The organism is Leptospira wolbachii serovar Codice str. CDC (genome assembly GCF_000332515.2).
GTDB classification, from domain to species: domain Bacteria; phylum Spirochaetota; class Leptospiria; order Leptospirales; family Leptospiraceae; genus Leptospira_A; species Leptospira_A wolbachii.
The window spans coordinates 1112602-1127679 of the sequence record NZ_AOGZ02000014.1 but is presented as its reverse complement, the minus strand read 5'-3'; the positions used below and the strand labels follow the sequence as shown (position 1 = coordinate 1127679).

Genomic DNA, 15078 nt, shown 5'->3' with positions numbered 1-15078 from the left:
CACTTTTTTCCTTTCCTAAAAGAAAAACGACATACTTCTTTGAAGGAATTTTTCTTTGGGTGAGGCAAACAAACAAGCGGGCTGATGGAGTATAAATGGAATCAGGTTACATACTAACTTATGATATTGGCACTACTGGAGTCAAAACTTGCCTCTTCCGGATCTCACAGGCTTTGGAGCTTGTCCAATCAGCAAGTTTGGAATATTCTATCCAACTTCTAGAAAATGGGGGAGCCGAACAAAACCCCGAGGATTGGTGGGTGGCCTTAAAAAAAACAACAGCCCAGGTTCTCGACTTATCCAAAACCAATCCAGATTCCATCCAAGGGATTTCTTTTTGTTCGCAGATGCAAGGTCTTGTGCTTGTGGATTCCCAGTTCCAAGTAGTTCGCCCTGCGATGAGTTATATGGACCAAAGAGCCACTCTGGAAATGAAAGAAGGAATTGTGCATGGATTTAAAATCGAAGGGATTAACGCCATAAAACTATTGTTATCTCTTTGGATCACGGGGGCTGTGGCCGCCAGTGTTAAAGATCCTATTTGGAAATACAAATGGGTCGAAAAAAATGAACCAGAAGTATTTTCTAAAGTAAAGTGGTGGTTGGATGTAAAAGAGTTTCTCATCGCTCGTTGTACAAAAGAAGCAGTGATGACAAGAGATTCTGCTTTCGCTACTTTTTTATACAACTCTCGCGTAGGAAAAGGAAGTTGGAGCCCCATCTTATGTAAGTTATTCGGTGTTCGCTTGGATCATTTGCCAAAGATTGTCAATTCTTCAGACAGGGTAGGTGGTTTGACAAAGGAAGCTGCAGAATTTTTAGGTCTAAAAGAAAACATATCCGTGTTTGGTGGTGGTGGTGACGCCTCTCTGATTGGCGTGGGTGCTGGTGCCGTTAAGGAAGGTGATACCCATATTTATGCAGGTACTTCTGGTTGGATATCCACAGTTACCAAAAAGAGGACTGTGGATATAGGGGCAAGGATAGCTTCCATCGTAGGTGCAAGAGAAGGATATTATAATTACTTTGGGGAACAAGAAACATCAGGTAAATGTTTACAATGGGTCAAGGACCATTTGGCTTTAGATGAAATTGATCTGTACTTAGAAAAAAAGAAAATCACAGATGGGCCAGATGCCATTTATGAAAGTTTATTTGAATTTATGTTTGATTCGATTAAAGATACAGAACCTGGTTCTCATGGAGTGATCTTTACTCCATGGCTTCATGGAAACCGTTGTCCTTTTGAAGATCCAAAAGCCAGAGGAATATTCTTTAACATAAGTTTGAATACTGGAAAAAGAACTCTTATTCGTTCGGTTGTAGAAGGAATTCTTTTTCATAAACGTTGGATTTTGGAACTATCAGATGGGAAGATGCCTACATCTGATACAATTCGTTTTGTGGGTGGCGTGGCAAGATCTGGATTTATCTGTCAGTTGTTAGCTGACATTACTGGAAAAACCATTGAAAGGGTAGTTCATCCAGAAAACGTTGGCGCGATGGGAGCAGCAGCCATTGTAGCTTACGGTCTTGGAATGATTCCAAAATTTGAAGATATCAAATCCATGATTCCGATCCAAGACAAATGGATCCCCAATCCAAATCATAAAAAAATCTATGATAGAAATTTTAAAGTTTTTAAAAATCTTTATAATACCAATCAAAACAATTTCGCAATTTTAAATACATAAAATCAGGAACACAGTATGGACAAACAAAACATTCAATTTACTAAAGAGAGTTTAGGGAAACCTTTCGCCATTGGAAGGTCAGCTGATTTATTTCTTTTACCAGAGAATAAAATTCTCAAACTTTTTTTCCCTGATGCAAAGGAATCAGAAATAGATTTAGAGGTTGAAAATACTATAGAAGCAAATCGAAAAAGTGCTTCGAAGATGAGATGTTTTGGGAAGGCAAAAGTAGAGAATCGATTAGGCATTATTTTTGATCGAATCACAGGAATTTCTCTTACAAAACTTCCTGATAAAAATCCATTGGAGCTTTTTCGGATTGCAGGAACACTCGCTCGTTTGCACTACGGAATCCATCAAATCAAATCCGACCAATACAAAGATGTAAAAGTAATCTTAAATTCATGTTTGTCCTTGGAACCACTTTCCTTTTTGAGTTCGGATGAAAAAGCAAAAGTAAAATCGTATATTAATGGATTACCCAATGGAAATTCCATTCTCCATTTAGACTTTCATCCTGAAAATGTAATCGTACAAGGTAAAGACGAGATCATCATCGATTGGATGACTGCGGCAAAAGGAAATCCTGCTGCTGATGTAGCTTTTACTTTTTTACTTTTTACTGATGCAGAACTTTGGCCAGGAACTCCCAAACTAAAAATTATTTTTTATACCTTCATTCGAAAATTCATTCTGAAAGGTTATCTCAAAGTCTATAAACAACTTAGTGGAATCACCGATGCTGAAATTGCGGCTTGGAGATTGTCTTCCCTCATTCTTCGTTTGGGACTTTGGAATATTGAAAGCGAAAGAGAAAGTTTAAAATCACAAATCAGTCGTTTGGTGGCTCTTGGAGGTAAGGTATGAATTTGAAACTCGATCGTTTTATAGAATCCTATGATGGAGAAGAATTTGATGTGACCATCATCGGTGGAGGAATTACGGGTGCCACTTTAGCTTATGAATGTGCAAGTCGTGGTTATACAGTAGCTCTTGTGGAAAAAAAAGACTTTGGTGGAGCTACTTCCGCGGCCACAGGGAAACTCATTCATGGGGGCCTTCGTTATCTCAAACAATTTGAAATAGGTTTAGTCAGAGAAGCATTAAAAGAACGTAGGATCCTTTCCAACATTGCCCCTAACTTAGTTTATCCTTATCCTATGGTGCTTCCAAAACCTGGAATTATTGCAAGAATTGGACTTTATGTTTATGACCTTTTATCTTTTGATAGCCGCTGGACATGGGACGAATCCAAACAAATTCCTAACCATAAATACCTTAAACGAAAGGAACTTTTAGAAAAGAATTTAGGAGACTTCGAAGATGCAGCTTATTTTTATGATGCGATTTGTTTGAGTCCCGAAAGATTAACACTTAGTTTTTTAAAATCAGCAGCAGCTTATGGAGCCAAAGTTTCCAACTACACTGTTGTTGAAGATTTACTTTGGAAAGAAAATGCCGTCGTGGGAATTCGTGTTCGTGATGCGCTTACGAATGGGGAATTCCAAATTCGTTCTAAGGTTACCATCAATGCCTCAGGGCCCTGGACTCATAATATACTTTCTAAATCTCCCAAAACCGAACAACCTCTTCCTAAAAAAAGATCGGAAGGGATTTATATCATTACAAAGAAATTAACCAACTTAATGACTCTCTATGTAGGAGACAAAGGCCATTTCAGTTTTGCTCCGTGGAGAGGTTATTCCATGATTGGGCCAACAGAAAAGTCATACTTTGGTAAGGTGGAGGATTGGAAACTTACTCGCGAAAGTATTTTAGAATTTATTGACTATATCAACGAAACTTCACATGTAAAAGAAAAGTTATCGATTGATGATGTGATTTTTGCTTATGGTGGGCTTCGTCCGTTAATTGAAAGCTCTGATGATACTTACTCTGCATCGAGAAGATCAGAATTATATGACCATGCCAGGGACGGGGTCCAAGGTCTTATTACAGCGGCCGGTGGAAAGTATACAACGAGTAGAAATTTCGCAGAATCGATTTTCAAAAGGATCAAAAAGAAACTAACAAAAAAATCTTCAGACAATATCTCCGCAAAACAATACTTATATGCATCGCAAATTCCGAATGTAGAAATTTTCATCCAAGGTGCGATCAAACAAAATGCGGATTTCTCTGAAAAAACAATAGATTATTTGGTTCGTCATTATGGATTACAATATGAAATTATTTTAGATCTGGCAAAAAAGACCAAAAACTTAAGTGCCGTTCTCAACCAAGACGGGGAGATATTGGCTGAAGTTGTTTACGCAATTCGTTATGAAATGGCGAAATCTCTTTCCGATATCTTTCTGAGAAGGACAGGGCTTGGGACTTTGGGGATCCTTTCTGATGAAATTATGAAAGCTATCATTGATGTAGCCGCAGCGGAATGGAAGTGGACAGAGGAAACAAAAAGAAAAGAAACAGAAGCCATATACAAAGTTTTAAAATTACCTGTTTGAATTCTTTTTTTTCGTAAGGAATTTCGGCTGACAAAACTTTCTTTTTAGTTTTATCTTTGGTTATGGGTACAGTCCAAACCATTGATACCGAATATGCAAACATCCATCAGGTGGCCTCGGCCTATCTTATAGAAGAAGAGGGCCGTGGTGTTGTAGTTGAAACCAATACAACTCATGCCATTCCAAAAATTCTAAACGCAATGGAATCACATGGAGTCAAACCACCAAACTTAGACTATGTGATTGTAACTCATGTCCACTTGGATCACGCTGGCGGTGCTTGGGCACTCCTCGAAGCCTGCCCCAATGCAATTCTACTCGCCCATCCAAAAACCGCAAAACATCTGGTGGATCCGAGTTTACTCATCAAAAGTGCCACCTCTGTTTATGGAAAAGAAAATTTTGATTCCTTGTATGGCGAAATCAAACCCATTCCTAAAGAAAAAATTCGGATTATGGAAGATGGGGAGTGGTTAGAATGGAAAGGCCATTCTTTCCAATTTATATACACCAAGGGACATGCCAACCATCACTTCTGTATTTATGATAGGAAAACAAATGGAATCTATACGGGAGACTCCTTTGGAATTTCGTATCCGCAGTTAGAAAATGGAAAACGATTTATTTTTCCTACAACCACACCCACTGACTTTGATTCTACGGAAGCCATTCGTTCCCTCGATCGCATTTTAGATACGGGGGCAGAGGTAGCCTACTTAACCCATTTCGGCCCGATCGGAGACTTAAAAAAGAATGCTTCCGACTTAAAAGAAGGACTCACACTTTGCGAGAAAGCTATCTCCGAGTTGGGAAGTGTCACCAAAGAAGAAAGGTTGCCTTTTATGGAATCAAAAGTGAAAGCTATGATCCAAACACTCGCTAGCAAACATTCGATTACTCTGACAAATTCTGATTGGAAGTTATTAAGTTTGGATGTAAATCTAAATGCACAAGGGTTAGTGTATGCCTTTGAAAAAACGAATTCCAAAGGATAAGGGAAAAATTTCTTTGCATCAAAAGCTCCTCTCTTTTGTGATACGGTTTGTATTTGCACTCGGGATTATAGGATTCGGATTCATCTTGCAATGTTCGCATCTATCCAAATCTAAAAAATCCAAAGACCCTCAAATCCAAATTCATTTTCTCTCACTAGACTTTGAAGAAACCAAATCCATTCCATCATCTCTCTTTGAATCCAAAGATTTACTTCTGATCCTTGCGGAATTATCTAAAAAGGAAGATCCTCCTATGCGTTTTATTTCAACAACCCGCACAGAAGAGATTATGGAAGTGAATGGAAAATCAAATTCCTGGACTGCGGGTTGGGTGGTCTATGTGAATGAAGAAAGAATTGACGGAGTGCAAATGAAGCGGGGTGTTCGCGTGAGCCCCAGTGACAAAATTGAAATTCGGTATGAGACCGTAGAGCGCGTATTTGGTCGCCCTACGTCATAACCCAATGATGGAATCGAAATGATTTCATAGAAAAATTATCTTTTGAAACCTTCCGATCCAATGATTTAGTTTTTATCTAAGAGTTGTTAATTCTCTGTAAGCTCTTACAAATCCATCAGACATTGTTTTTGCAAATGTCAAAGAGATCCTAGCTTTTTCCGCAGCAATCATGACATCGTGAAGTTCCACGGAGTTTGGATCAAAAACAATCTTTTGTGTGAGCTCATCTGCTTCTACTTGTTGGTCGTTCACTTGTTCGAAAGCTTTTTTCAAAGCATCTCCAAAAGTGCCTGCGACTTCATCAGGGGACTTGGCTTCATTGGTTTTTCCATAGTGGCGTTCATCGGAACGAAAGATACCTACCTTGTCACCTTGGGGGAGAAGGGAATGGGGTTTGTAGGTTTGGGAACTCATATTGGAAATGCGATCAATGGCCATGGGTGTTTCCTCATTCTAAACATCGGCCAAATCTGGAAAACCTAAAGAAAAAAATTATGTCACATTAAAAAAAGCGAAAAGAAACCGGAAAAGGCCGGAGCTTTAAGCCCGACCGATTTCCATCGCTTTGTTCATCATCGCTTTGGATCCATTGATGAGTTGGACATTCGCCTCATAAGACCGAGAAGCCGAAATCATATCCGTCATCTCGGTAACGATATTTATATTCGGAAGTTCGACGTAACCTTTTTTGGGGCCCGTTTGGATGGCGTCGGGATGGGTCGGATCATAAGTCAAACGAAGAGGGCTCATATCCTTCTCGATTTTCATCACCTTTACCCCTTTGCCTTCGCCGGGAGCCACACCAAAAGGATAAACAGGACTTTTCCAATTGGTTCGGAGATTAATCGGTGTTAGGATGACACGATCCCTACGAAAAGGGCCGTCTCCATTGGTATTTCTCGTTGTCGTCGAGTTAGCAATGTTATTCGAAATGACATCCATTCGGAGTCTTTGAGCCGAAAGCCCTGTAGCTGATATATTAATGGAATCAAACATTCCCATAACTTACTCCTTAGTTGGTTCTCATCACAATGTTGAGAAGGCGGTTGTTTTGGTTGAGTCGATCCACCATGAGGCTGTAACTCATTTGGTTTTGATTGGCATCGACCACTTCTTTTTCAATGTCTACGTTGTTTCCATCGGGTCTCATCGTAGTCAGATAATCCAAATTGGTTTTGGGTTTGGCATCCCGGTAATCTAAAGGTTTAAAAAATTCAATATGACGGTCGTTAGTGATCTTTGTTGGAACCGCTTTGTCCTTTTCAATTTTTTCCGATTCTATGGCACGTTTTAGCATAGATTCGAACACCACTTCAGAACGTTTGAAATTAGGAACGTCCGCATTGGCGATATTATCAGTAATCACTTTCCGCCTTTGGGTGGATGCACTGAGGCCCCGTTCCAAAAGGTCTTGAGTTTTCATGAAATGTGTTGCTTCAAACATATTTCTCTTCCTCTCTACATTCCCCTTCGACCGGTTTTTCTTCCCCCTAAAGCATTTTATGTCACCTTTGTATGATTTTTTTTGGGGCGGCCCCAAGTGGATTCTAAAACCAAAATGATACGCATACAGGGCCGGGCTCTCCCTCCAATCCTCCCCAGGGTTTTTCCGTTGTAAGATATCTGGAAACAAAACAAAGGGGAGGGATTTCCGCTCGATCCCTGCCGCGGGCTATGGAATCAGCTTTTTACCATTTTTTATGAGCTTCTATCTCTTAGTCCTACCTTCCAATTCGAGAAGCATGGATTGGATGCGAGAATGATTTGCGAGAAACCAATCTGAAAAAATTCCCACAATCCCTCGGAGAATTTGGATAGGAATCCATCTTGCGGGGACAATGATTCTAGGACTTCTTTTGATGATTCCTTTTATGAGTGCCGTCGCTACTTTTTCTGGAGGAATGGCTCTTCTTAAAAAAGGAGGAAAACCAATTTCTCGCATCTTTGTTGTTAGGTTATCTCCGCCAAAAACACCTTCGGTGAGTGGGGTTGTAATCCAACCTGGGTATAAGACCGAGGCACTGGCTCCTTTGCCAGCAAGTTCCGCGCGAAGGGAGCGAGATAACATTTCGATTCCTGCTTTGGATGTTGCATAAGGTGCATTACACATTCCGTTTGTAAATGCATAGATTGAGGAAGTGACTACAATTTGTCCTTGGTTTTTGACTACTTCTGGTAACGAGGTTTTGATCGTCCGCCAAACACCTAATAAATCTACATCTAAAATTTTTTCGAATTCAGTTTCATCACAATTAAAAACAGTATAAGCAGATTCTTTCCAGGAAATTCCTGCATTGGCAAGAGTGATATCAAGTCTACCAAAGCTGGCGACAGTTTGTTTGATTACTTTCTTAATGGAATTCCAATTGGTAACATCCATAGCCTTTGCTAAAACTCTTTCTTTTGCAAATTCAGAAGCTAATTTGTCCACAGAAGTTTGGGAAATATCAGTTAGTACCAGTTTTGCGCCATGTCGATAGAATTCCCTCGCACAAGCGGCTCCAATCCCACCGGTTGCCCCCGTAATGAGAACTACCTTATCTTTGATATCATAGGTCATAACTTCTCCCCTTATATCTGTTAGGAATCATGAACAGAGATTGGTCAAACGGAAATTCAAAAGGAACCAGTTTTGGATTTTGTTTCTTTATTGGATGAATCCAGGTGTGAAGTTTACATTTCCCTTAGATCCACGAGTTGAAAGGGTAAAACATGGAAGGTAAGGTAAAGGACTTGTTTTTATCCATTTACTAAATCTAATTCTTTGATCTTCATTTGTAAGAGAGAAATTTCTTTGTTAGATTTGGTCATTTGGATGGCCTTTTGGTAATGTTGGGAAGCTAGTTCTGTATTTGAGTTAGTATATAAATAACCGAGAAGAGAATGGTAATCACGATTTTTATTATCGTTAAAATTTTTTACTTCTTCCAGTGCTTTTTGTTTTCCATAAACTTTCGAATAGGCAAACACTCGATTTAAAAAAACAGAGGGAGAGTCATAAACTCCCAAGAATCGATCATAAATCATCAAGACGTATTTCCATTTTTCTAAGGATTCTTCCTGTGTATGCCAGTAAGCAATTGCTGCTTCATAATGGTATCTTGATTGCGAATCAGGATTGAAAGCTTCTAAAAAATATTCATTTCCTTTTTGAATTAAGTTTTGATCCCATTTTGATTTATCTTGGTCTGTAAATATAACTACAGAACCTTCTGGATTCATTCTGGAATCAAGCCGCGATGCCTGAAAACAAAAGAGTGACATGAGTGCCAATAACTCGGGAGTTCTTGTTAACTTTGTTTCTAAAAGAGAGAGGCCAAGGTTCAGAGCTTGTTTAATTAAATCCATGCGAATCACGGAATCTTTTGTTTTTGAAGAATAACCTTCATTAAAAAGAAGATAAATAGTTAAAAGAACCGTATCCATTCGAAGCCTGATATCTTCCAGCGTTAGGTTTTTGATCTCAAAGTTGGATTCACGCAATTGTTCACGTGCGCGAAAGAGAATTTTTTTTACAGTTTCTTTATTAGAATGGAGTGCAAAAGCAATTTCTTCAACACTAAGTCCACAGAGAATTTGTAGACTTAAACAGATTTTACCTTTGGGTGAAAGTGTATTATCACAGACGGTAAAAATCATTGTTAGGTGACTATCCGCTATGATAGTGTCTTCAAAACTAACTTCTAAACTTTCTTTTGGATTCGAATCTAGTAGATTTTTGAATTTTTTAATTTCAGATGTTTTTTTTCTGAAAGTATCTTTTGCAATATTTTTTGCGACTACATAAAGCCAGGCCGAAGGATTTTCTGGAATTCCCGATTGTGGCCATAACTCTGTAGCTTTCAAAAAAGTTTCAGCAATCACATCCTCAACCAAATCCAGGTCTTTGATTCCAAAATGACGGCATAAAACTGCCGTCATTTTAACTTGTTCCCTTCGAAACAAATCAGAAAGTATAGTGGTTCCTTTCTCAGCTATTGTCATCAGGAGTAACGACCTTTCTAACTTCGACGTTCCCTCCTATTTTCAAAATGGGGCAATCTTTGGCAATTTCAACTGCACCAGCAAGAGTTTCTGTTTTGACAACAATGTAACCATTGATAAATTCTTTGATCTCTGTGTAAGGTCCATCCGTGACTAAATTTCCAGGGTGAACAGTTTTTGAATCTGTCACAGCAAGTCGGTTTCCTTTATCCGCTAACTGGTCCTTGGCGGATATGTTTGCCATCCAAGACATCCATTCTTGCATAACTTTTTGCATTTGGTCAGGGGAAGGTCTTTCGCCTTCATGATTACTATTTCTAAAAATTAAAGTGAATTCTTTCATTTTTTTCCTCGTATGAAAGTAACGTTTCACCTGGGCAAATGGGGACAAAGAAGATAATAATTGTTTAGATAATCCTGATTTTTTTGTTAGCAAATTTCGCTACGGGTGAGTGGTCGAAGTTTGCTAACACATTCAGAAACTTTTACGAAACCAGAACTTCCATATCGACGTTAGGTTTTGTCGCCTTCTCTTTTCGTTTTTTGTCCCTTTCTTCGGTCACTTGTTCATAATAAGATTCGTAATAAGGAAAGTTAGTTCCCATCAAACGATCCCAAACATTGAAATAAAGTGAATAGTTTCCTTGGAACTTTTGGTGGTGAAGGTTGTGGTGTGTGGAGGTGTTGATCCATTTGGTGATCGAGTGAGACGCCCAACCCTTAGGAAAAAATTCATAACCTAAATGCCACCAAATATTTAAAACCATTGCATAGAAGGTATGAAAGAGAAGTACATAGAAATGAATGGGAACAAACATCACAAAGGGAACAATGTAGATGGCTTCTAAAAATGCTTCCGTTGCTTGGAACCTGTAAGCTGCGAGAGGAGAAGGGTTTACTGATTGGTGGTGTTCCGAATGGACATGTGGGTAAACCTTTTTTAGATGAGCGAACCTGTGCATCCAATAGAACCAAGTTTCGTGCCAGATGGTGATGAGAAGAAAACTGAGAAGGATATAACCGGCCCCAGACCAACCCGAGACAGGTCCGAAGTAAACAGCACTCGGAACTATTTTTGCCTTCATTGAAGTGATGTTCGTAACAGCTACGAGCGTAAAGACAATCAGTGTCACAGCCGATTGGCGGAATTCCTTCCAAACCTTTTCGGCTTTAGGGTACACTTTTTGGATACGATAGGTTTCGAAAAAATCCTTTCGCCAAACATAGAATAAAAGAAAAGTCAACCCCGCAATAGGATAATAACGTAGGAAATTCAAAACCCCTTGTGCAAAACCAATTTTGGTAACACAATCGAATACTAATTCACACTGAACCGGTCCACCAAACATACAACTCTCCTGAACAAACCTTTGAGGATGATTTCATTCTAACAAAAATTAAAATCCAAATCGACCGGATCGGTAAAGCCGGAATAAAAAAAGATTCCGAACGGGTCCATCCGGATCAGCTTCCCAGAGACTTCCTGAATTCGCTAGGACTTGTACCTACCTCTCGCTTGAAGGCGTCGTAGAATGTAGATTTGGAAGGAAAACCTACATCATAGGCGATGGTAAGGATGTTCCTTTCTGGGTGTAAAGCAAACAGTTCTTTCGCCTCTTTAATGCGGTAGTGATTGACCAAATGAAAAAAATTTTTCTTTTGGTGAAGGTTCAAATATTCAGAGAGTTGGTGTTCAGAAAGATTCATCTCAATGGCCAACTTTTCTAAATTGATACTTTCATCTCTGTAGATCTTTTCTCCTTCCATTAGGTGTCTTAATTGGTTTTGTAGAGTTTCTAAATTGAATCCACCCAGTTGAGAAGTTTGGTACTTCTTTTCTTCGATGACAATCCTTTGGACTTCACCCCATAATTCGGGACTTTTCTGTCGTAAGAGATAAACACCAATGAGTAGTAAGGCGATGAATGTAGAGACAATCTCTAAACCGTGCCTTTGGTGGAAAAATAAAGTATAAATACCAATCAAACTAGAAAAAGCACCAATTCCTATAACAATTCCCACCAAACGAAGGTGAGCTGACTTTTTAAATCTTTCTAGGCGAATGTATTTAACCATGTTAGTGAAGACGTAAAAAGCCGCATAAAATATGGGCGAAACAGCAATGAGGATTGTGATTTGAAAGATCAGTGGAACACCTTCTTTCAAATAGCGAGTGTGGAGGGCAATTTTTTCTTCTGCTGGCGATATATAAAAGGGGATCAGTAAGAGAGTCACAATTCCTGCGGGAACTAATTCCCAATAAGAAAACTGATTTCTATTGGGGCTTTCATCCCAAAGTTCGGAAAAGTAACGCCTAAGAAGTGCTCCAATACATGCGGTGAAGGGCAAATGGATAAGATAAAAATGAGGAAAAAATTCGTATAACCCTGTGGATGTAAAAAAGGTATGGGCCTGGAACATCGCAGCAAAGAGAAATAACAATCCTTGTACTTGGGTTTGTCCTGTTGTATTTTTTCTCAGGAATTCTCCCCAGGCAAAGAGGAGAGAAAGACCGGCAGAAAAGGCAATCAAATGACTTGTGAGATTCCACATTCTTGTTCATCTTTTATTCAATCGATTGGATTGTAAAATAAAATCACTTGCCTCGAGTTCGTTCCGATTTAGAATTACGTTTGAAACGTGGATACCATTCATCGACAATCCTCCTTTCTGTGGGAAGGTAGCACCTTAGAAATCCACCTCCCAGCAGTCCTCACTGCCTTGGAAACAGGCAAAGATTGGACTGCGTTTATTGAAATCCTAAAAAAAAATCCACCTCGGTTCGTCTTGGTTCATGCAGGCAATTTACAAGAATCAGATACTTCAGGAATTTCTTTTATTAAACTCATTCGTCTGGAATGTGAAGGTCGGCGAATACAGTTCATATTGCATGGATTAGGTGATCAGTTTAAATACAGATTAAGTATTTCGGAAGACGATAGTAAGAAGAACAAAGAAATTCTCACAAACTCTCTTCGCAGATCGGAAAAAATTGGGAAGCTAACCATTGATTCGTTGTTAGAGTTTAAATATTTAATCACTTTTACTGGGGAACTTACTGTTTCCTTTTGGCGTTCTTTTTTACATCCCTCCAAAATTCGTTGGAAGGACACCTTCCGAGTTGCGGAATCAATGGGTGTGAATGCATTTCCCATCATTGCTATGATTGGATTTTTACTTGGTCTTATCATGTCTTTTCAATCGGCAATTCCTATGCGTAGGTTTGGGGCCGAAATCTTTGTGGCAAACCTTGTGGGTTTGTCTTTGTTTCGAGAACTTGGTCCTCTGATGACTGCTTTTATTTTATCGGGAAGGTCTGGGTCTGCGTTTGCGGCAGAACTTGGAACGATGAAAGTCTCCGAAGAAATTGATGCACTTACGACTATGGGTCTTCCTCCTGTTCAATTTCTCATTATCCCTCGTTTGGTGGCCTCGCTAATTATGACTCCACTGCTAACCATTGTATTCAATTTGTTTGGACTTATCGGTGGGGCAGTTGTGTTGATTAGTTTTGGATTTCCACTCGTCACTTTTATCAACCAAGTGAATCTTGCGGTGGGACTCTCCGATATCTTGGGTGGACTATTAAAATCTTATTTTTTTGGAATGATCATTGCCTCCATTGGTTGTTACCGAGGGTTAAAAACGGCATCAGGAGCAGGAGCCGTTGGAGAATCCACCACTTCCGCAGTGGTTGGTTCTATCATACTTGTGTCCATCTTAGATGGAATTTTTTCAGTCTTATACTTTTACCTACGAATATGAAAGAAAATCCAATCATTCGAGTAGAACATCTAACCACTGGATATGGCCATACTGTGATTATGGAAGATATCTCTTTTGAAGTGAACCGTGGAGAAATTTTTGGAATTCTCGGAGGCTCTGGTTGTGGTAAGTCTACAGTATTAAAAAATATGATTGGATTAACATCTCCGTTTAGCGGCCGTATATGGATCGATGAAGACGATATTGTTTTAGCAGAAGGAAAGAAAAAAATCGGGATATGGAATCGAATTGGAGTGATGTACCAACAGAGTGCCCTTTTTGGTTCCATGACTTTATTGGAAAACATTCGATTGCCTTTGGAAGAGTTTACTAAATTGCCACTTGCGATCATGAACGAAATCGCTATGACCAAACTAAAAATGGTAGGCCTTTTCCCTTTCGCTCATCTTTATCCCGCTGAACTTTCTGGTGGAATGAAAAAACGTGCGGCCATTGCGCGTGCGATGGCGATGGATCCTGAAATTTTATTTTTAGATGAACCTAGTGCTGGGCTTGATCCGATCACTAGTGTTGAGTTAGATTATCTAATCATACGTTTGTCGAGAACTCTAGGTGTCACTTTTGTAATTGTGACACATGAGTTGCCTTCCGTGTTTACAATGGCAGATCGTGTGATTGTTTTAGATAAATCCAAAAAAGGGATTATCGCCGAAGGCAAACCAAAAGATTTAAAAGAAAAATCCAAAGATCCATTTGTAAAACAATTCTTTAATCGTATTCCACAGGAGAGTTCCCCGTTATGAATCAATCAAGTAAAATCTATTTTAAAGTTGGGGTCTTCGTCCTAGTTAGTTTTTTTACACTCATTTTGTTTCTGATCGTTTTTACTGCCGGAAATATCTTTCAAAGATCAGTTAGTTTAGAAACCTATTTTGATGAATCCGTACAAGGTTTGGATATTGGATCACCAGTTAAACACCGTGGTGTAAAAGTTGGTACAGTCCAAGAAATTACTTTCGTTCAAAATGAATATTCCGAAAAACTAAACCACGACACTGAACTTAGATATGGTAGATATGTTTTGATAAAAATGTCCGTCCCTGACTTTGTGAAAGGAGTATATGGCGACGATTTGAAGAGAACGGTCCAACGAATGATTCAAAGTGGTCTTCGTGTACGTCTCGCCTCACAAGGGTTAACTGGAACGGCTTACTTGGAAGTGGATTACCTAAATCCGGAAAAGAATCCTCCTTTGTCCATCGAGTGGGAACCAAAAACAATTTATATTCCTTCCGCACCAAGTACTATCTCTAGGTTTACTGCCTCCGTGGATAAGTTTTTTGATAAAGTCGAAAAGGCGGATGTGGATAAAATTCTTTTGGGTGTTGGTGAACTCATTCGAAATTTGAATCAAACAATTCAGGAAGCCAAACTCGGAGAACTAGCTCGTGAATCAACGGGTTTGCTTATGGATTTGCGTAAGACAAACGCAGAAGTAAAGGCCCTCATTGCAAGTCCTGAGACCCAAGGGTTGCCAAAAAAACTGGATACATCCGTAACCCAATTGCAAACAACACTAAGGCGATTGGACACATTACTTGCTTCGAACCAAGGTGATATTTCTACATCGATTGAAAATTTGCGAATTGCTTCAGAAGATCTAAAAGAAGTCACTGCAAATGCTAAAAAATATCCATCACAGTTTCTCTTCGGAGAAGCACCAAACAAGTCTAAACTCTGGAAATAAATAC

Annotated in this window: 16 protein-coding genes; 8 read left to right on the top strand and 8 right to left on the bottom strand. The window is 39.2% G+C overall.

Features of this window, described 5'->3' with window-relative positions:
* Nucleotides 1-95: 95 nt before the first annotated feature.
* From LEP1GSC195_RS10690 to LEP1GSC195_RS10670, 5 genes are all read left to right on the top strand, one after another.
* On the top strand, nucleotides 96-1694 hold the full coding sequence (locus LEP1GSC195_RS10690) for a xylulokinase (protein ID WP_015682696.1): 1599 nt from the start codon (nucleotides 96-98) through the stop codon (nucleotides 1692-1694).
* A gap of 15 nt (nucleotides 1695-1709) precedes the next feature.
* Nucleotides 1710-2561 carry an aminoglycoside phosphotransferase family protein gene (locus LEP1GSC195_RS10685; RefSeq protein ID WP_015682180.1) on the top strand — a complete coding sequence of 284 codons (852 nt, stop codon included), beginning with the start codon at nucleotides 1710-1712 and terminating at the stop codon, nucleotides 2559-2561.
* Nucleotides 2558-4162 (top strand): glycerol-3-phosphate dehydrogenase/oxidase, encoded by a 1605-nt coding sequence (locus LEP1GSC195_RS10680; protein ID WP_015681954.1) that lies wholly within the window; start codon nucleotides 2558-2560, stop codon nucleotides 4160-4162. The genes LEP1GSC195_RS10685 and LEP1GSC195_RS10680 overlap by 4 nt, the downstream gene beginning before the upstream one ends.
* Before the next feature lie 62 nt (nucleotides 4163-4224).
* Complete coding sequence (locus LEP1GSC195_RS10675; protein ID WP_015681284.1) at nucleotides 4225-5157, top strand: MBL fold metallo-hydrolase; 933 nt, start codon at nucleotides 4225-4227, stop codon at nucleotides 5155-5157.
* Nucleotides 5158-5170: 13 nt separating this feature from the next.
* Nucleotides 5171-5617, top strand: a complete 447-nt coding sequence (locus tag LEP1GSC195_RS10670; RefSeq protein WP_156827674.1) for a hypothetical protein — start codon at nucleotides 5171-5173, stop codon at nucleotides 5615-5617.
* 72 nt (nucleotides 5618-5689) lie between these two features.
* On the opposite strand, the gene fliE is transcribed toward LEP1GSC195_RS10670, so the two are convergent.
* The 8 genes from fliE to LEP1GSC195_RS10630 form a co-directional block, all read right to left on the bottom strand.
* On the bottom strand, nucleotides 5690-6055 hold the full coding sequence (fliE, locus tag LEP1GSC195_RS10665; protein WP_015682354.1) for a flagellar hook-basal body complex protein FliE: 366 nt from the start codon (nucleotides 6053-6055) through the stop codon (nucleotides 5690-5692).
* Between the two features lie 102 nt (nucleotides 6056-6157).
* Nucleotides 6158-6619, bottom strand: coding sequence for a flagellar basal body rod protein FlgC (gene flgC, locus LEP1GSC195_RS10660; protein ID WP_002975027.1), 462 nt, complete (start codon nucleotides 6617-6619; stop codon nucleotides 6158-6160).
* A 10-nt stretch (nucleotides 6620-6629) separates the two neighbouring features.
* On the bottom strand, nucleotides 6630-7061 hold the full coding sequence (gene flgB / locus LEP1GSC195_RS10655; protein ID WP_015680998.1) for a flagellar basal body rod protein FlgB: 432 nt from the start codon (nucleotides 7059-7061) through the stop codon (nucleotides 6630-6632).
* Between the two features lie 264 nt (nucleotides 7062-7325).
* Complete coding sequence (locus LEP1GSC195_RS10650; protein ID WP_015681996.1) at nucleotides 7326-8177, bottom strand: SDR family NAD(P)-dependent oxidoreductase; 852 nt, start codon at nucleotides 8175-8177, stop codon at nucleotides 7326-7328.
* A gap of 179 nt (nucleotides 8178-8356) precedes the next feature.
* A complete protein-coding gene (locus LEP1GSC195_RS10645) occupies nucleotides 8357-9601 on the bottom strand; it encodes an RNA polymerase sigma factor (RefSeq protein ID WP_015680539.1) in 1245 nt (414 codons plus the stop codon).
* Nucleotides 9588-9944, bottom strand: a complete 357-nt coding sequence (locus LEP1GSC195_RS10640; protein ID WP_040507083.1) for a YciI family protein — start codon at nucleotides 9942-9944, stop codon at nucleotides 9588-9590. The genes LEP1GSC195_RS10645 and LEP1GSC195_RS10640 overlap by 14 nt, the downstream gene beginning before the upstream one ends.
* Nucleotides 9945-10086: 142 nt before the next feature.
* On the bottom strand, nucleotides 10087-10950 hold the full coding sequence (locus tag LEP1GSC195_RS10635; RefSeq protein ID WP_015680939.1) for a sterol desaturase family protein: 864 nt from the start codon (nucleotides 10948-10950) through the stop codon (nucleotides 10087-10089).
* Between the two features lie 115 nt (nucleotides 10951-11065).
* Nucleotides 11066-12154, bottom strand: coding sequence for an AraC family transcriptional regulator (locus tag LEP1GSC195_RS10630; protein ID WP_015680647.1), 1089 nt, complete (start codon nucleotides 12152-12154; stop codon nucleotides 11066-11068).
* 87 nt (nucleotides 12155-12241) lie between these two features.
* Here LEP1GSC195_RS10630 and LEP1GSC195_RS10625 point away from each other — a divergent pair, with 87 nt between their 5' ends.
* The 3 genes from LEP1GSC195_RS10625 to LEP1GSC195_RS10615 are packed head-to-tail and all read left to right on the top strand — an operon-like array spanning nucleotide 12242 to nucleotide 15074.
* Complete coding sequence (locus LEP1GSC195_RS10625; protein ID WP_015682308.1) at nucleotides 12242-13366, top strand: MlaE family ABC transporter permease; 1125 nt, start codon at nucleotides 12242-12244, stop codon at nucleotides 13364-13366.
* Nucleotides 13363-14130, top strand: a complete 768-nt coding sequence (locus LEP1GSC195_RS10620) for an ABC transporter ATP-binding protein (RefSeq protein WP_015681967.1) — start codon at nucleotides 13363-13365, stop codon at nucleotides 14128-14130. Before LEP1GSC195_RS10625 ends, LEP1GSC195_RS10620 begins: the two co-directional genes overlap by 4 nt.
* The gene (locus LEP1GSC195_RS10615) at nucleotides 14127-15074 is read left to right on the top strand and encodes an MlaD family protein (RefSeq protein ID WP_015682640.1); all 948 of its coding nucleotides are present in this window, start codon (nucleotides 14127-14129) and stop codon (nucleotides 15072-15074) included. The genes LEP1GSC195_RS10620 and LEP1GSC195_RS10615 overlap by 4 nt, the downstream gene beginning before the upstream one ends.
* The last annotated feature ends 4 nt before the right edge of the window (nucleotides 15075-15078 follow it).